Annotated in this window: 12 protein-coding genes; 5 read left to right on the top strand and 7 right to left on the bottom strand. The window is 66.2% G+C overall.

What is annotated here, in order from left to right; genetic code table 11:
• Positions 1–9: 9 nt before the first annotated feature.
• The 7 genes from ACQ3DC_RS13035 to ACQ3DC_RS13005 all read right to left on the bottom strand — a co-directional run bounded on the left by ACQ3DC_RS13035 (position 10) and on the right by ACQ3DC_RS13005 (position 11172).
• On the bottom strand, positions 10–1266 hold the full coding sequence (locus ACQ3DC_RS13035) for a D-arabinono-1,4-lactone oxidase (RefSeq protein ID WP_430752430.1): 1257 nt from the start codon (positions 1264–1266) through the stop codon (positions 10–12).
• Between the two features lie 57 nt (positions 1267–1323).
• On the bottom strand, positions 1324–3078 hold the full coding sequence (locus tag ACQ3DC_RS13030; RefSeq protein WP_430752429.1) for an amidase: 1755 nt from the start codon (positions 3076–3078) through the stop codon (positions 1324–1326).
• Positions 3075–4181 carry an agmatine deiminase family protein gene (locus tag ACQ3DC_RS13025; RefSeq protein WP_430752428.1) on the bottom strand — a complete coding sequence of 369 codons (1107 nt, stop codon included), beginning with the start codon at positions 4179–4181 and terminating at the stop codon, positions 3075–3077. The genes ACQ3DC_RS13030 and ACQ3DC_RS13025 overlap by 4 nt, the downstream gene beginning before the upstream one ends.
• 83 nt (positions 4182–4264) lie before the next feature.
• Positions 4265–4984 (bottom strand): alpha/beta fold hydrolase, encoded by a 720-nt coding sequence (locus ACQ3DC_RS13020; RefSeq protein WP_430752427.1) that lies wholly within the window; start codon positions 4982–4984, stop codon positions 4265–4267.
• A 38-nt stretch (positions 4985–5022) separates the two neighbouring features.
• Positions 5023–6984 (bottom strand): glycoside hydrolase family 32 protein, encoded by a 1962-nt coding sequence (locus ACQ3DC_RS13015; protein ID WP_430752426.1) that lies wholly within the window; start codon positions 6982–6984, stop codon positions 5023–5025.
• Positions 6985–7158: 174 nt separating this feature from the next.
• Complete coding sequence (locus ACQ3DC_RS13010; RefSeq protein ID WP_430752425.1) at positions 7159–8757, bottom strand: glycoside hydrolase family 68 protein; 1599 nt, start codon at positions 8755–8757, stop codon at positions 7159–7161.
• A gap of 432 nt (positions 8758–9189) precedes the next feature.
• On the bottom strand, positions 9190–11172 hold the full coding sequence (locus tag ACQ3DC_RS13005) for an adenylyl cyclase (RefSeq protein ID WP_430752424.1): 1983 nt from the start codon (positions 11170–11172) through the stop codon (positions 9190–9192).
• Between the two features lie 289 nt (positions 11173–11461).
• Here ACQ3DC_RS13005 and ACQ3DC_RS13000 point away from each other — a divergent pair, with 289 nt between their 5' ends.
• Genes ACQ3DC_RS13000 through ACQ3DC_RS12980 form a run of 5 tightly spaced genes read left to right on the top strand, consistent with a single transcriptional unit; the run spans position 11462 to position 17193 of the window.
• A complete protein-coding gene (locus ACQ3DC_RS13000) occupies positions 11462–12754 on the top strand; it encodes an ABC transporter substrate-binding protein (RefSeq protein WP_430752423.1) in 1293 nt (430 codons plus the stop codon).
• Positions 12755–12756: 2 nt separating this feature from the next.
• Positions 12757–13746, top strand: coding sequence for a carbohydrate ABC transporter permease (locus tag ACQ3DC_RS12995; protein WP_430752422.1), 990 nt, complete (start codon positions 12757–12759; stop codon positions 13744–13746).
• Entirely contained in the window at positions 13743–14660 is a 918-nt protein-coding gene (locus ACQ3DC_RS12990) for a carbohydrate ABC transporter permease (RefSeq protein WP_430752421.1), read from the top strand. Before ACQ3DC_RS12995 ends, ACQ3DC_RS12990 begins: the two co-directional genes overlap by 4 nt.
• Entirely contained in the window at positions 14657–16141 is a 1485-nt protein-coding gene (locus ACQ3DC_RS12985; protein ID WP_430752420.1) for a glycoside hydrolase family 1 protein, read from the top strand. The genes ACQ3DC_RS12990 and ACQ3DC_RS12985 overlap by 4 nt, the downstream gene beginning before the upstream one ends.
• Complete coding sequence (locus ACQ3DC_RS12980; protein ID WP_430752419.1) at positions 16141–17193, top strand: LacI family DNA-binding transcriptional regulator; 1053 nt, start codon at positions 16141–16143, stop codon at positions 17191–17193. Before ACQ3DC_RS12985 ends, ACQ3DC_RS12980 begins: the two co-directional genes overlap by 1 nt.
• Position 17194 lies beyond the last annotated feature (1 nt).

Below are 17194 nucleotides of genomic sequence, written 5' to 3'. Positions count from 1 at the left end.
TCCTGCTGATTAGCGCCTGCTCGCCGCCGGAACGCCGAGGATGCTGTCCAGCAGCGCGTTCCGGAACTTCCCGTCAGGATCGTGGGCCGATGCCAGCGAGCGGAAGTCGGCGAAACGCGGGTAGAGCGACTCCCAGTCATGGCCGGCCGGGGAGAACAGTTTGCCCCAGTGCGGTCGGGTTCCGAAGGGCCGAAGTACCTCCTCAAGTTCCGGCAGGACCGCCTCCACCTCAGGCTGCAGCGGCTTCCACGTGAAGTGGAGGGCCACGCTCTGCTGCCGGTAGAAGGGGCTGAGCCAAAATTCATCGGCAGCACCGGTGCGGATCTCGGAGACAAACAGCAGCGGCGCGAGCTTGGGCGCGAGCCCCCGCACCGCCTCGATGGCGGCCGGGGCGTGCTCCAAGGGCAGGATGAATTCGCTTTGCAGTTCCTCACCCTTGCTGGGTGTGAACTCATGGCGGAAATGGGGCAGGCGGTCCAGCCACTGGCCCGGCTCGTCCATCTGGAGCGTGCAATTCTCGGCGGACATGTCCGGCAGCGGGTGCCTGGGGGTGCGGGCGGCTGTGGCACCGAACAGCTCACCCAGCGGCGGCTCCGAATCCAGTGCCTTGAGCCACACCTGGCTGATGGAACCGCCGGCGTAGTCCGTGAAGAGGCTGACGCTGTAGGCGCTGGACACGATTTCCGGAAAGTTGGCCAGCGCGCGGTCCCAGGGCAGGTTCTCCAGGACGCGCTGGCGCATGCGGAAGCTCGGCCGGACGCTGAGTTCCAGGCCGGTGATGATGCCCAGGGCGCCGAGACCCACCACGCCGGCCAGGAATTCGTCGCCGTCCACGCGGGAGAGGGACGCCTGTTCACCGGAGGGCCGCACCAGGTGGATCGCTTCGACGGCGCCGGCCAGGGACTGGTTGTCCACCCCGGATCCGTGCGTTCCCGTCTGGACCGCACCCGCCACGGAGATATGCGGAAGGGACGCCAGGTTGTGGATGGCCACCCCGGACTGTTCCAGCGAGCGGCACAGCGTTCCGTAGCTGACCCCGCCGCTGACACGGACGGTCCGGCGCTCCGGGTCCAGTTCGATCTCCCGGGGCAGACCGTCCAGGAGCACGTGGACGCCGTCGGTGTCACCCACCCGGTTAAACGAGTGGCGGGATCCCAGGGCTTTGACCCGGCGGGCCCCGGCCACGATGTCTGACAGTTCTTCCACTGACGACGGCTGCCGGACCTCCGATGAGGCGTACTCGAGGTTCCCTGCCCAGTTCTTCATTGAGTCGGCTTTCCGGTCGGTGGTGGAAATGGCTCCCTCAACTGTCAGCGCTAACAATCAGGCTGTCAAGGCGCGTCCGTTCCCTTCCTGCCGGGCGGCGGAGCTGGTGCGCGGCGGCGGGACCCGACGGCGGCCGGTGGCTTCGAAAGCGGCTGCAAGCTGCAGCAGGCAGGTGTCACTATAGGCCCTGCCTGCAAAGGTCAGTCCCACCGGCATGACGATGTCCGCAGCCAGTCCCATCGGGACCGTTACCGTGGGGATGCCCAGATGCCGGGGGACCAGGTTGCCGTTGGACACCCAGACGCCGTTGCGCCAGGCCTGCTCTGCTGAGTGCTCGTTGCGGTCGGCGTCGGCAGGCCCGACATCCGCGGCGGCCGGGAACACCACCGCATCAAGGACCAGGCCGTCCATCCATTCTTCCAGGTCAATCCGGCGAGTTTTCTCCAGGCCGCGCAGCCCTTCGGCCAGATGGGGAATCCCGGACAGGACCGGCACCCCGTTGTCCCGTATCCACGCCGGGTAATCGCTGATGTCGTCCTCAAACCCGTGGTACCGGTCCGGCAGCGAACCGTCCGGGGCAGGGAAGATGCTGGCGCCGTCGACGTCGGACAGCCGGGAGAGGTTCGGGTCACCGTTGGCGTCCAGGAAGTCGTGCCAGGCCCAGGCCGCCAGGTCCACGATCTCCCTGCGGAGGTATTCGGGTGGCACCAGGCCCCTCGTAGCAATGCTGGGCGCGCCCGGCCGGTCGCCTTCATAGTTGGAGACCACCGGGAAATCCACCTCCACCACTTCCGCCCCGGCCGCCTCGAGCGCGCGGCGGGCAGCATCCCACAGATCCATGATGGAAGCCCTGGTCCGGATGCGCAGCCCGGTGGGCCCGCCAATCCCCGGGGCGGGAGCCGTGCCGGCCTCGGCATCGGCATTGATGTACATCCGCGGGACCCCCAGGCGCTTGCCGGCCAGGACGTTCGCCGCAGCTGCGGGGTCCGTGACGGCCAGCTCCAGATAGGAGGCGGGGCGCACCTCGGACGCCTTCGGCACGTCAACCCATGGCTGCATCCGCCAGAAGTCGCCGCGGGTTTCGGCGTCGTCGGCCACCACCACGTCCAGCACCTCCAGGAGGTCATCCATGGTGCGGGTATGCGGAACCACCACGTCCATGGTGGGAACCAGCGGCCAGTTGCCGCGGACCGAGATCACGCCGCGCGAGGGGGTATAGGCGCAGAGTGCATTGTTCGACGCCGGCGCCCGGCCGGAAGACCAGGTCTCCTCCGCGAGGCCGAAGGCGGCGAAGCTGGCAGCCGTGGCGGTTCCGGAGCCGTTCGAGGATCCGGAGGCAAACGCCGCGGTCAGGTATTCCGCGTTGTAGGGGCTTTCCGCCCGGCCGTACACGCCGCGCTGCATGCCGCCGTTGGCCATGGGCGGCATGTTGGTGAGGCCGATCAGGACCGCCCCGCCGGACCGCAGCCGCTCGATGGTGAAGGCATCGCGCCGGGCCACCAGGTCCTTGAAGGCCGGTGATCCGGCCGCTACCGTCAGTCCCGCCACCTGGTAACTGTCCTTGGCGGTATAGGGAATACCGTCAAGGGGGCCCAGGGCGGAGTTCCGCGCCCGCCGTTCGTCGGAGGCCCTCGCCTCCGCAATGGCCGCGGGGTTCAGTACCACCACCGAGTTCAGGCGGATGCCGGACCTGTCGTAGGCCTCGATCCGCTGCAGGTACTCGCGGACCAGCTCCTCGCTCGAGACCCGACCCGCTTCCAGTGCTTCGCGGAGTTGCCTGATACCTGCTTCCACCACGGTGAACGGGCTCACGCTGCCGCCTCCTGTCGCCCGGCCGGCACCGGCTGCTGCTGGGTGATGCAATGGATGCCGCCGCCAAAGGCGAAGATGTCCCGCGCGTCCACCAGTTCTATGGCGCGGCCCGGATAGGCGCGTCCGAGTATTCCTGCGGCAACGGCGTCGTTCGGGTCATCGAAGCTGCAGAGGACTACTGCGTTGTTGGCCACGTAATGGTTGATGTAGGACCAGTCCACGAACCCCTCGTCGTCTTCAAGGGCGGCAGGGGCGGGCACATCGATGATGCGCAGCGGCCGGCCCTGGGCGTCGGTCTGCCCGGCCAGGGCGGAATGGAGTTCCTGGTAGACCTCATGGTCGGGGTGGGCGGGATTGTCCTGGCGGTGCAGCAGGACAGTGCCCGGGCCGGCGAAGGCAGCTACGATGTCCACGTGCCCGCGGGTGCCGAATTCACCGTAATCACGGGTGAGTCCGCGGGGCAGCCAGATGGCCTTGGTGGTTCCCAAGGCCTCGTGGATCGCGTCTTCCACCGATTCCTTGGTGGCGCCCGGGTTTCGCTGGGGATCCAGCTGCACCGTTTCGGTGAGAAGGACCGTTCCCTCGCCGTCCACGTGGAAGCCGCCGCCCTCGTTGACCAGGGAACTCGGATTGACCGGTACCCCTGCGTGCGCCGCCAGCACCCGGCCCACGCTCCGGTCCTTGCCCCATTGCGCCCACTGCTGGGCGCCCCAGCCGTTGAACACCCAGTCGACGGCGGCCACGGTACCGTCCGGACGGCGGGTGAAGGTTGGCCCGCTGTCACGCAGCCAGGCGTCATCGAGCGGAACCCCAAGGACGGTGATGCCCTCCCCGAGCCACTCCCTGGCGGCCGTCGTGTCACGGGGGTCAGCCAGCACGGTCACCGGTTCATAGCGGCTGATGGTGCGCGCAACGCGCGCCCAGGCCCCACGGGCGCGGTCAAGGGTGGGGCTCCCGGATGGGCCGAAGGTGTGGTTGGGCGGCGGGAAGGCCATCCAGGTGCCCTGGTGGGTTTCCCATTCGGCGGGCATGCGGGCGGGGGCTGCGTCGAGCGTCAATGCTGGGGCGGCAGGCGGAAAAGCGGATGAATAAATGAATGGCATTCATTTATTATGGAGACGGCGCTGCTGCCGCGCAAGGGGTTGGGAAGAAACTCCTGAATGATGGGCTAAGCAAGGTGCAGCCGTTACTGGCTCGCGTCGTCGCCCTTCCGGTCAACGGCTGCGAGGATCACCCGTGCCAGTTCCGCCGGCTTGGTGAACTGGGGCCAGTGTCCCGTGGGAAGGTCCACGAACTCCACGTCGCGGACCCGCGCCAGTTCGGCGACATAGGGGTGGCCGGCGTCGATCCATTCGCGGAGCAGCGAGGAGGGGAATTCGCACGCAATCACGGTGGCCGGGACGTCATAGCGGCGGGTATCGTGCAGGTGCTGCCTGCCGTAGGCCACTCCCTTGGGTTGCGGGATGGCACGTGCGCGGAATGCTTCCCGCAGTCCGTCGTCGAGGTCAATGAGGTCGGCATCGTCGAAGCCTTCCCACGGCGGCAGCGGAATGTCGTCGCCGTCGGCCGGCAGTTCGTTGTTGATCACGTCGCCTTCACCCAGAGGACCGCTGTCCACGTAAATGGCTCGTTCCACCCGGTCCGGGCGCGCGTCCAGCGCGCCGTGGATGACGGCGCCGCCCCCCGAGTGGCCCACCAGGACCACCTTGCCCTCGAGAGCGTCAATGGCGGCAACCACAAAGTCGATGTGGTCCTGGAGGCTGATGCCTGACCGGTCCGCGTCAAGGGATTCAAGGCCGGGCAGCGTGAGTGGATGCGGCCGGTGTCCCGCGGCCTCCAGTGCCGGGACCACCTCCTGCCACGAAGAGGCATCCAACCAGAAACCGGGTACCAGGATGATGTCCATGCTGGAACCCTAACTTGTTGCGGCAGGCGTGGGTAGCGTCAGGGGAGCTTGTGCAGCGGCAATTGGCGGGCCGGTGACAGGGGCGTGTAGTCCAGTGATTTAAGCGGGAGCGGCCCCTTGTCCGTGACCGTTTTGATGGCGTGCTGTTCCGAGCGCGGGAAGACGAGCGACGTCAGTGTTTGCTCGCCGTCGTTGACGAACACTTCGACGGAAGAGTAGTCAACGAAGACAGTCAGCTTCACAAGGCCGTCTTTCGCCGGGGCTGTTGCAGCCCGCCGCTGGGTGAAGAGCGGGCCCAGGTCTCTGTCGGCGGGGTGCTGCCGGTCCAGGAACACGGTGCCGTCCTGGAAGTTGTAACCGATGGCTGCAAACGCAGAGCCGCCGCTTTCCATGGAAATCCGTGCCTCGGATCCGTCATGGGGTCCGGGCCGCTCAAGCGTCACGTCCAGCCGGTACGCCCCTCCCTGGGAGGACGGAAGCTTCTTGATGCCGTCGGGTGTGGACCCTTGGAGATCCAACGTCTGGCCCCCGAGCCGGCCCAAGGTTTTCGCAGGAGCAGAGACAAGGGTCGGGCGGTCCTGGACGGTTTTGAGGCGGATGTCCCGGATGAGGGTGTCCATGCCGCCGTGCCAGTCCGCGGTTGGGAGCTTCCGGGCATAGTCCCAGTTGTTCATCCACCCGATTGCCTGCCGGGACTGCATTTTCTGGCCTTCGGTGAGCCGGGGGTCGTCCCAGGTCACGGCTGCGTAGAAGTCGGATCCGGCGTCCAGCCACTGATGGTCCTCGTCCCGGGGCGTGAAGCGGGTTCCGTCCCAGCTTCCGGTCCAATAGGCGACGCCGGTGGTTCTTCCCTCTTCTGTTCCATTGGCGCTTGCCGCGAGCACCCAGGTTCTCTTGGCAGGATCCCCGTCCAGATCCAGCTGGAACAGGTCGGGACATTCCAGTGTCCCCAGGCCGGTCCGCTCGAAACCTGAAACGTAGCGCCAATCCTTGAGGTTGGAGGAGGTATACATGCCGATCTTGTGTCCCTCGGCAAGGACCATGAGCCACTGGCTGCGTTCCCCGTCCCAGACAATTTTCGGGTCCCGCCAGTGCTCCGCTCCGGGGTTGTCCATCACGGGATTGCCCTCGTACGCGTTGAAGGTGTATCCGCCGTCGGTTGAGTAGAACAGGGACTGGCGCTGGACGCCCTGGTCCTGCTGCGTCAGTACTGAGATGACGGCGCCGTGCCCAAATCCGGCAGTGTTTTCGTAGTCCACCACCGCGCTGCCGGTTTCAATGTCCCCCAGCCCGTTTTTGTACTTCTCAATGGCCACCCCTTCGTCCTTCCAGGTCAGCAGGTCTTCACTGGTGAGGTGGTACCACTCGGTTCCGTTTCCCTCCGGATAGTCGGAGTTGTACAGGTAGTAGTAGTGCCAGAGCCCATTGAGGAAAAAGGGCCGCTGCGGATCATTCATCCAGTTGCGTTCGGGAGTGATGTGGTAGTTCGGGCGGTACTTCGATGAGTCCTGCGGCCGGTCGGCGATTGACCCGGGCTCCGCTGGCTGTTCCTGCAGGCCAACGTCGGAAAGCATTCGCCGGAGGGCTTCATCAGTGACGCAGCCGGGCCGGCGGATTTCCCCGGCTCCTGCCGCAACAGCGCCTTCCTCGAGGTTTGACCGCACGTAGATTTCGCCGTCAACCCGGGCTGCTGCTACCCAGCCGTCGTCGCAACTGATGCTCCTGAGGTCCGCTACCCCTTCCGCCTGGACCGGATGGGCGGCAGAGAGGCTGTGGTCACCGCCAGTCAGCCAATAGGAGGCATAAACGCCCGCCGCATCCTTGGATGCAGACTGTGCTGTCGCAACACTCCGAAGGGCCTCTTCTGCCCTCACTTTGGCGCTCGACCCCTCGATCCGGACAACGGTGGAGACAAGGGCAGCCAGGATTGCGAGGGCTGCCGCTATTGCCCAGGCGGTGCGCCGGCTGGCGGGAGTACGGAGATCAGGTTTTTCCGACATGGTGACCATTTCAGTTGGGGCTGCTTGTCCGGGCGCCGGTGCGCCACGGCAACGGAGCGGGACGCCTGGGATGGCGCCCCGCTCCGCACTGGTGCCGGCTACCGCACCGGCAGGGAACTGCCGGTGCGCCGCCTGCAAGCAGGATGTGTCGTCGAGGTGGCCTCGAGGTGTTGGTTACTTGTAGAGTCCCTCGCCGCCGACACGGACGTTGGTGGGCAGGTAGCCGAACGGGCCAAGGCCGTTCTCGCCGAAGCTGCGGTCAACCTGCGTGACGCCGTTCTTGAAGTTGATCTTCACGGTCGGGGACAGGGAGCCGCCGCGGACGCCGTTGACGTTGTCGATGAACGACTGCACGAGTCCATTGGGCTGCACGTAGTGCGAGTAGGCCTGGAACTGCCGGCCGTTCTGCTGGCCCGAGATGGTGCCGCTCGGGTTGTTGGCCGGCAGGTTCAGGTCGGTGGGCGAACCGAGTGCCAGGCCGGAGTTGTTGACGGGCTGGTAGTCGGAGCGCACGCCGTCGCCCACGAAGCCGTAGACGCCGTCGGGGCCGCGCATGCCGGCCGCGTACGTGAACTGGTGACTGATCGTGTACAGGTAGTACTTGTTCTTGCCGTCCTCGTTCTGGATGAAGATCTGGGGACGTTCAGTCTGGTCGTTGACGCAGTTCGCGGAGAGGATCGGAGGCAGGAAGGACCACTTGGTCAGGTCCTTGTTGTCAGCCACGGCGAGGCCCACATTGCCGGTCTGGTAGAAGGCGCCGCTGCTGTTCACTTCGTCGAGGGATTCTGCGTTGGCATCGCCCTCACGGTAGCCGAGGTCTTCCTCGGTGCACTGGTACTCGCCGCGGTTGCCGGCCGTATTGCCTTCGAAGACCATGAAGGTCTTGCCGGGGTGCGCCGGGTCGGCGAAGGTGAACGGGTCGCGGAATGCAAAGCCCGGGTTCTGCTCCTTGGTCTGGTACATCTTGCCGTCCGGCTCGAGCAGCTTGGTGTGCTCGAAGCCGTCGAACCAGACGCGTTCCTCGTTGGCATGGATGTTGCCGAGGGCCTTGGCAATTGCCGCGTCCGGGGCGATGCCGCCGCCGCCGGCATTCCGCTCAGCCACGTCGTGGAAAGTGGTGGCCGTGTAGAAAACGTTCACATGGTTGCCCTGCATCAGGCGGGTGGAGCCGGACCACTCGGTGTTGCCGATGGAAGATCCGTCGACGAAGAGGTGCCCGCCGTAGTTCCACTTGTCCTTGGCCGGGTCCGCATTGGTCTTGCGGAAGAAGAAGCCGATGCGGGCGTTCCAGTGGCGCTGGTCGAAGTTGTAGCCGGCGTGGCGGTCAGCGACGAGCGAGAAGATGACGTCGTAGCCCTTGTAGCTGATCTGGTTGGCATTCTCGTCCGTCAGGGACCAGGTGTCCCAGACCCAGACGTCCTCATTCATGGTGGGGAAATCCTCGGGGATTTCCGGCATGGTGACGTCCGGGCTCATGGAGTTCTGTCCGGGAGCCACCGTGGTGTCGCTCTGCGCCATGATCTGGCTGGCATCGGCGCGGGTCCACTTGGAGGTGAAGTCCGACGCCGGGTCGAAGGCTTCCTGGGTGTGTTCCGTGGGGAGCGGGAAACCGGGGGTCGGCGCCGGCATCTGCTCTGCGGCCGGCGGATCGGCAGGCTCGTTGGCCTGCGCCGACGGCACGGCAAGGAAGGTCGAGGCAGCCACGGCTGTTGCCAGTGCCGCGGCGGCGGACCGCCACCGCGGCATCCGGGGGGTTTGGGGGTGCTTGTGCATTATTGCTCTTCTCGCGGAGTTGTAACTGTTCGTGGAAGACGGGCATCTGCCCTCATTTCCCGATACTCCGGCGGCCCCGATTCCGCAGGCGTCATCAGGGACGCCGTTGTTCGGAGGCGAACCGGCGTAGGACCGCCGGTTCAAAGGCCAGGAGACTTTGTGGGCTCCCGGCCGCACCCACCGTAGGGAGAGGCGGGAACCAGGCGCAAGTATGTTTCCATGCACCCCAAAGCCAGTTCGCGGGACACATGTAAGCGCTTACATCTGAATACGCGCGCGTAAAGGGTCCGGCCATCCAAGTCAAATGTTTCTTCCGGAACAGATTCCCGCCCGGCCCACGCAGACCGGGGACAAGTCCCCTTACGGTCATGCGGCCGCCCCTGGCAGCCTGCGCGGACGGGGGTGGGAAACGCCCGTCCGCGCGCATCCCGCCTAGGGGAAACTGGGGACGTAGCTGGGTATCCCGACGGCGTCCGTCGACACGGGTGCGCCGGTGTCGTTGATGACGTGGTCCAGGGTGCCGGCACCCAGGTTGACGGTCAGCAGGCTGTGCAGTGTCACGCCGGGTGTCACCGGTACCTCGAAGCCGCGGGTGGCGTGGATGGTGGGGTCCACGTTGTTGTAGACGTAACTGCCGCCGCCCCAGAGTTCGTGGGTCTTGACCGAATCGGCGACTTTGTAGCCCGCCCAGCCGAGGACCCCGTCGTGCTGCCAGGCGGCCTGGTTCGGCGCGTCATAGGGCAGCTCGTTCTGGAAGAAGACGGTCCTGCCGTTTTCGCCGTTCCAGATGACGTTGTACTCCTGGTAGTGCTCGACAAACAGGCCGGTGGCGGTGACGTTGTTACCGTTGATGATCACGCCGTTCCTGCCGGTGTTGGTGGTCCAGCCCACCCCGTTGCCGTGGTCGGCGCGCCAGGCCCAGATGTGGTCCAGGAGAACGTTGTCGCTTTTGACCTCCAGGCTGACCGAGGCTTTGCCCACGTGAGGACCGCCGATGCGGAAGAACACGTCATGGAGCACGGTGGGGTTGCCGGGGTCCGTGCGGACAGCCGGGTTGGCGGCGCCGCCGCCGCCGTGCGTGGCCTTCCCGATCCGCATGAGTGCCGGTGAATTCACCTCGCCGGCATCAATCGTGACGGCGGCAATGTCCACGCCGGGCACATCCGCGACGGTCAGCGGGACGGCGCCGTTGATGGCGGTGAGGGTGGCGATCCCCAGCCCCAGGACGATGGTGTTGGCCCTCTTGACCTCGATGCTCTCATCAATGCCGTAGACCCCCGGGGTGAACAGGAGGTTCTTGCCGCGTGCCAGCTGGGAATTGATGGTCTTGACCGAATCCGAGGGGCGGGCCACATAGAAATCTGACAGCGGGATGCTGCGCCCCGCCGTCGGGCCGTTTTCCCACGTGGTCCCGGCGGAGTCCGTGCGGACGGCGGGAACGAACACGCTGTACTGGCCGGCGGCATCCAGCGTGAGATAAGGCTTTTCGCGGCTGATAGGCGTGCTCGCCAAAGTGGTGTACGGCGGGTTCGGGAAGGACTGCGCCGGTGCCCCGTCCACTCCGGAGAAGACCTGGTTCCAGACGCCGTTGGACCAGTTGCCGATGCTGCTGTCACGCACGAAGTACTGCTGCTGTGAGCCGTTGATGACATCGCCCGTCTTGGAATCGGCGATGAAGCCGCCGCTGGCGTATTGCGGTCCGGCGGTGCAGTAGTCCATGAGGGAGAGGTTGCCGCCGGTGATGTTGATCCGCCGCATGGGGGACGCCTGCGAGGCCGCCCAGAAATTGGCGGAGCTGCGGCAGCCTTCGAGGCCGGTGACATTGATGGTGAGGTTGGACAGGGACCGCCAGAAGTTGTTCAGGGCGATGCAGTTGTCCGCGGTGAGGCACCGGTTGTAGACGTCCACGTGCCCGTTGATGGTGACATCCGTGGGGGAAGCGCCCAGCCCCGCCACCTCGGTGGAGTAGCCCACCTGGACGATGAGCGGCTCTTCGGCACTGCCGTAGGTTCCCGGCTTGAACAGCAGTGAGTAGCGTTTGGAACCCATCTCATCGTCCACCTGTTCAGCGGCGATGGAATCAACCGTGGCCTGGATTTCGGCCACCGGCATGCCGGGGTCGAAGATCCGGACGTTGGGTCCGAAGTCAGGCTCTGCAACCTGGGGAAGGGCAGGGGGAGCAGCCGGTGCGGGAGCCTGTTGCGCCGATGCCTTTGAAGCCGATGCCTTTGAAACGGCGGGAGCGGCCGGCGCAGCAGCGGCCATGCTTCCTCCGCTGGCGACCAGGCCGGCGAGGAGGGCGACGGCGCCGGCGACAGTGCCGGCGACGTGCCGGCGCCGGGCCTGGGTGCGCCCCTGCTGCGGGTTCTGGGGTCTGCCGGCGCGCGGAGGATGGGGGACGTGGGCTAGCGGCATTGCTTGTCCTGTTCGTTGGCGGGAATCGTCGAGCGTGGGCGACAGGAAAAGCTGCAGCCGTGGGAGCGCTCTCGTCGGGGAAGCGTAACACCGCGGGGGAGTACCGGCAAGGGTCGCGTGGAAGCGCTCCTACCGGCTCTTGACAAGGAGTTGTGAGGTGGGACACCATGTGGTGAGAGCGCTCCCACGCTCGGGCCACTGCCCCGGGGCAGTTCCACCGCACCACCTCTCCGCCTCCGACCGTCATGTGGGTCGACAGGGCATTTTTTCTGACGAAGGAGTCTTTCCTGTGAAAAACCCAACCAAGTTCTCTGTGTTGTCGGCTGCGGCCGCCTGCCTGGCCCTGTCGCTGACGGCCTGCGGCTCGTCCGCCCCTGAATCAAGCGGCGTCGACGGCGCCACCGGCTCCGGTCCCGTCACGCTCACGGTGGGTACCTTCAACGAATTCGGGTACGAAAAACTCTTCGAAGAGTACGAAGCGCTGAACCCGAACGTGACCATTGAGCACAAGAAGGCGGCAACCACCAACGAGGCACGGGACAACCTCACCACGCGCCTGGCCGCCGGCTCCGGCCTGTCCGATATCGAGGCCGTTGAGGTGGACTGGCTTCCGGAACTGCTGCAGTACCCGGACCGCTTTGCAGACCTGAAGGACCCCGCTGTGGAAGGCCGCTGGCTGGACTGGAAGGCCGAGGCCGCCACGACCGCCGACGGCAAGCTGCTTGGCTACGGGACCGACTCCGGCCCTGAAGCCGTCTGCTACAACGCCGAGCTGCTCAAGAAGGCCGGCATGCCCACCGAACGCGGGGAAGTTGCCAAGATGCTGGGGACCACCTGGGACAGCTACTTCGAGGCCGGCAAGGCCTTCAAGGCCGCAAGCCCGGATTCCGCATGGTTCGACTCGGCGGGGGCGATCTACCAGGGCATGAGCAACCAGCTCGAGAAGGTCTATGAGGAGGAGGACGGCACCGTCATCGCCACGGAGAACCCGAAGGTCAAGGACACCTACAACCAGGTCCTGGAAGCCTCCACCAAGGACGGGCTGTCCGCCCACCTTAGCCAGTGGAGCGACGACTGGGCCTCCGGCTTCCAGACGGGCGCCTTCGCAACAACCCTCTGCCCGGGCTGGATGCTGGGGGTCATCGAGGGCAACGCGGCCGGGGTCACCGGCTGGGATGTTGCCGACGTCTTCCCCGGCGGCGGGGGAAACTGGGGTGGTTCCTACCTGACGGTTCCCACCCAGGGCGAACACCAGGCCGAGGCCAAGAAGCTGGCAGGCTGGCTGACCGCCCCCGAGCAGCAGATCAAGGCCTTCACCGCCAAGGGCACCTTCCCCAGCCAAAAGGAGGCACTGGAAAGCCCGGAACTGCTGGGCCAGACCAGCGAGTTCTTCAACGGCGCCCCTACCGGCCAGATCTTCGCCGAACGCGCCAAGGCTGTTGACGTGACCCCGTTCAAGGGAACCAAGTACTTCGCCATCAATGACGCCATGCAGCAGGCCCTCACCCGCGTGGACGTCGACAAGTCGGACGACGCCGCCTCCTCCTGGGAGAAGTTCGTCACCGCAGTGAAGTCCCTCTAGGCATGGCTGTCACCGACCGGGTCCGGCCACGGAGCGCTGCGGGGCAGGCCCCGCCTGAGGACACGAAGGGTGTCCGGCGCCTGGCTTTCTCGCAGCAGGTCTCCAAGTGGGACGTCAAGTTGTCCCCCTACCTCTACATCTCGCCGTTCTTTATCCTGTTCGCCGTCACCGGGCTCTTCCCGCTCGTCTACACAGCGTGGGTTTCCCTGCACAACTGGAACCTCATTGGCGGACAGGGGAAGTTCACGGGCCTGGAAAACTACGCCTTCGTTGTATCCCAGCCCTACTTCTGGAATGCAGTGGGCAACACCTTCAGCATCTTCATCCTGTCTTCAGTCCCCCAGGTTGTCATCGCCCTGGTGATCGCGGCGGTGCTGGACGCGAACCTGAGGGCTAGGACGTTCTGGCGGATGGGGGTCCTGGTGCCGTTCGTGGTGGCGCCAGTGGCGGTAGGCCTGATCTTCAACAACCTCTTCGCGGACCAGTTCGGGCTGATCAACGAGATGCTGAAGGCGGCAGGGCTTGACCCGGTCCGGTGGCATTCCGACTCCGTTGCGAGCCACCTGGCCATCGCCACCATGGTGAACTTCCGCTGGACCGGCTACAACGCGCTGATCTTCCTCGCCGCCATGCAGGCCATCCCGCGCGACGTGTTCGAGGCGGCAACGATCGACGGCGCCGGCAGGCTGCGGCAGTTCGTCTCCGTCACTGTCCCCATGCTGCGGCCCACGGTGATCTTCGTGGTGATCACCTCCACCATCGGCGGCCTGCAGATCTTCGACGAGCCGCGGGTCTTTGACCAGTCCGGCCTGGGCGGAGCGGACCGGCAGTGGCAGACGCTGACCATGTACATCTGGGAACTCGGCTGGGGCCAGCGCAACTTCGGCAGGGCCTCCGCCGTGGCGTGGCTGCTCTTCCTGATCATTGTGGTGATCGCCCTGCTCAACTTCCTCATCACCAAGCGCATCGCAAGCCAGGGAGGCCGCAAGTGAGCTCCATTCCCATGATCGAACAGACCGCCGGGAAAGGGGCAGCCAAGGCAGCGGCGCGGCGCGGGCCAGGTACCCGGAAACAAAAGTCGGGCCACGGAAGTGACCGCCGGCCCGGCTTCCTCACCTACGGCTTCCTGGGCGCTGTCCTCCTGGCGTCCCTCTTTCCGCTCTATTGGTCCTTCCTGGTGGGCAGCCATGACAACACCGTCCTGAGCCGCGGCATCCCGCTGCTGCCTGGCGGGAACTTCCTGGCCAATGCCGCGAAAGTCTTTGACAGCATCCCGTTCTGGAAGGCGATGGGCAACAGCCTCATCGTCTCGTGCGTGACCGCGGCGTCCGTCGTCGTGTTTTCCACCCTTGCCGGATTCGCCTTTGCCAAGCTCCGCTTCCGCGGCAGCAAGGGGCTGCTGGTGTTCGTCATCGCCACCATGGCGGTTCCCACCCAGCTGGGCGTCGTCCCGCTGTTTATCGTGATGTCCAAGCTGGGGTGGACCGGCTCGCTCTGGGCGGTCATCATCCCCGGCGTCGTGACCGCCTTCGGCGTGTTTTGGATGACCCAATACCTGCGTGACGCCCTCCCGGATGAACTCATCGAGGCCGTGCGGATGGACGGGGCGTCCATGATCCAGGCCTTCTGGTACATCGGGTTCCCGGCCGCGCGCCCTGCGGCCGCCATGCTCGCCCTGTTCACCTTCGTGGCCACCTGGACGAACTTCTTCTGGCCGTTCATTGTCCTCGACCCGTCAAACCCCACCCTTCCAGTGGCACTGCAGCTGCTGCAGGCCGCGCACTTCGTGGACTATTCCGTGGTCCTGGCGGGCGCCGTCCTGGCCACCGTCCCACTCCTGCTCCTGTTTATAGCGGCGGGACGCCAACTCGTATCCGGAATTATGCAAGGAGCAGTCAAAGGATGAGCCCCACCCAACTTCCGTTTCCGGAGGGCTTTCTCTGGGGCGCGGCAACAGCTGCCTACCAGATTGAAGGCGCAGCACACACCGGCGGCCGGCAGGACTCCATCTGGGATGTGTTCGCCCGGCTGCCCGGTGCCGTGGCCGACGGCCACAACGGTGACGTGGCCTGCGACCACTACCGGCGCTACAAGCAGGACGTGGCGCTCATGGGCCAGCTGCACATGAAGGCCTACCGGTTCTCCACGTCCTGGGCCCGCTGCATGCCCGACGGCGTTACGCCCAATCCGGAAGGGATTGCCTTCTACTCCCGCCTGGTGGATGAACTGCTGGCCGCCGGAATCACACCGTGGCTTACCCTCTACCACTGGGACCTGCCGCAGGCGCTTGAAGACAAGGGCGGCTGGGCCAACCGGGACACGGCCTACCGTTTCGCCGAGTACGCGGCGCTCATGCACGGCGTCCTGGGGGACCGGGTCCGGATCTGGACCACCCTCAACGAACCGTGGTGCTCGGCGTTCCTGGGCTATGCGGCCGGCGTCCATGCGCCGGGACGGCAGGACCCGCGGGCAGGACTTGCCGCCGCCCACCACCTGCTGCTCGGGCACGGCCTGGCGGCCCGCGGGCTGCGCCGCGAGGATCCGGACGCCACCGTGGGCATCACCCTGAACCTCACGGTCGCAGACCCACGCGATCCCGCCAGCGACAGCGACCGGGACGCCGCCAGGCGGATCGACGGCCAGTTCAACAGGATCTTCCTGGACCCGCTGTTCAGGGGGGAGTACCCGGCAGACCTTCTGGCAGACGTGGCGCACCTTGGACTGGCTGACCTGGTGCAGGACGGGGACATGGAGGCCATTTCCACGCCGCTGGACCTGCTGGGCGTCAACTACTACCACGGTGAATCCCTCACGAAGGACCCGGCGGACCCCGGGGAACAGGCGGGGCAGGAGACGACGTCGGCTCCCGGACAGGCAGCCCGCCCGGTGTCCTCCCCGTTCGTGGCAGCCGACGGCGCCCGATCGGTGTCCCGCGGCCTGCCGGTGACGGGAATGGGCTGGGAGGTCCAGCCGGAGGGGCTGCGGCGGCTGCTCAACCGGCTGCAGGCTGAGTACACGGGTCCTGCCGGGATCCCCCTCTACATCACCGAAAACGGTGCAGCGTACGACGATGTCCCGGACGAGGCGGGCTTCGTGGACGACCAGGACCGGCTGGGGTTCTTCGCAGCACACCTCCAGGCGGTGCATGGTGCCATAGCTGACGGCGTGGACGTCCGCGGATACCTGGCGTGGTCCCTGCTGGACAACTTTGAGTGGTCCTTCGGCTACCACCAGCGCTTTGGCCTGGTCCGGGTTGATTATGCAACCCAGGAGCGCATCCCGAAAGCCAGTGCCTGGTGGTACTCGGCGGTGGCCGCATCCAATGCCATTCCTGCCGGCAGCAGCCCCGTGCCGTCGACGGAGCCAGGTGTCGTATTGTCTGTGTAATGAACGAAAAGTCCCGCCGGCCCGGCCTCCTGCACGCCGGGCGGCCCAGCCCGACGCTCGAGGACCTCGCCACGGCCGCCGGAGTGTCCCGCTCCACCGCGTCCAGGGCGATCAACGGCGGGCTGAAGGTCAGTCCGGAGGCCCAGGCCGCCGTCGACGCTGCGATCGTGGCGCTCGGCTACACGCCGAACCGTGCGGCCCGGAGCCTGGTGACCAGGCGCACCGGATCCATTGCGCTGGTCATCCCGGAGCCGGACGCACGGGTGATGATGGACCCCTTCTTCGCCGCCGTCATCACCGGCGTCAACGAGGCACTCCGGGGCACCGACATGCAGCTGGTGCTGCTGATGTCCCGGGCGGGGGATGATTCCGCCCGGACCATGCGGTACCTGCGGGGCGGGCACGTGGACGGCGCGATCGTGGTCTCGTTCCACAAGGCGGACGACTGGGCGGAGACCCTTGGCACAACCGGCCTGCCCACTGTCTTCATCGGCAGGCCCTGGGCCGCGGGTTTCGGCGTCCCTTATGTGGACCTGGACAACTTCGAGGGCGGCCGGCTTGCAGCCCGCCACCTGGCCGCCACCGGGTGCACCCGGCTGGGAACCGTGGCAGGACCCGCCGACATGACAGCGGCAGTCGACCGCCTGGACGGATGGACGCAGGGTGTCCGGGAGGCCGGGCTGCAGCCCGGGCCCGTCATCCATGGGGACTTCACGACGGCGGGCGGCGCCGAAGCGGCCAGGAACCTATTCTCCGAGGCGCCGGAGCTCGACGGCGTTTTCGCCGCCTCGGACCTGATGGCCCTGGGTGTAATTGAAACTGTGCGGGGCGGGGGCCGGAGGGTTCCGGAGGACGTTGCTGTTGTGGGATTCGACAACCATTCCCTCCTGGCGGCCAATGGCATGGGCCTGACCACGGTGACGCAGCCGATGGTGGATATGGCCGTGACAGCCGGACAGCTCCTGATCCGCGCGATCGAAAACCCGGACGAGCAGCTGGAACCGGTCATCTACCCGGCCGAACTGGTGGTCCGGGGCAGCACCGCCCGCTGAC

Source organism: Paenarthrobacter sp. NEAU-H11, from assembly GCF_050573415.1.
Classification (GTDB): Bacteria; Actinomycetota; Actinomycetes; order Actinomycetales; family Micrococcaceae; genus Arthrobacter.
This window is presented reverse-complemented; position numbering and strand designations above follow the sequence as displayed.

Coding starts and splice junctions, on each gene's coding strand:
- ACQ3DC_RS13035 (WP_430752430.1), bottom strand. CDS start 1,266: ATGAAGAACTGGGCAGGGAACCTCGAGTACGCCTCATCGGAGGTCCGG.
- ACQ3DC_RS13025 (WP_430752428.1), bottom strand. CDS start 4,181: ATGCCATTCATTTATTCATCCGCTTTTCCGCCTGCCGCCCCAGCATTG.
- ACQ3DC_RS13020 (WP_430752427.1), bottom strand. CDS start 4,984: ATGGACATCATCCTGGTACCCGGTTTCTGGTTGGATGCCTCTTCGTGG.
- ACQ3DC_RS13015 (WP_430752426.1), bottom strand. CDS start 6,984: ATGTCGGAAAAACCTGATCTCCGTACTCCCGCCAGCCGGCGCACCGCC.
- ACQ3DC_RS13010 (WP_430752425.1), bottom strand. CDS start 8,757: ATGCACAAGCACCCCCAAACCCCCCGGATGCCGCGGTGGCGGTCCGCC.
- ACQ3DC_RS13005 (WP_430752424.1), bottom strand. CDS start 11,172: ATGCCGCTAGCCCACGTCCCCCATCCTCCGCGCGCCGGCAGACCCCAG.
- ACQ3DC_RS12995 (WP_430752422.1), top strand. CDS start 12,757: ATGGCTGTCACCGACCGGGTCCGGCCACGGAGCGCTGCGGGGCAGGCC.
- ACQ3DC_RS12985 (WP_430752420.1), top strand. CDS start 14,657: ATGAGCCCCACCCAACTTCCGTTTCCGGAGGGCTTTCTCTGGGGCGCG.
- ACQ3DC_RS12980 (WP_430752419.1), top strand. CDS start 16,141: ATGAACGAAAAGTCCCGCCGGCCCGGCCTCCTGCACGCCGGGCGGCCC.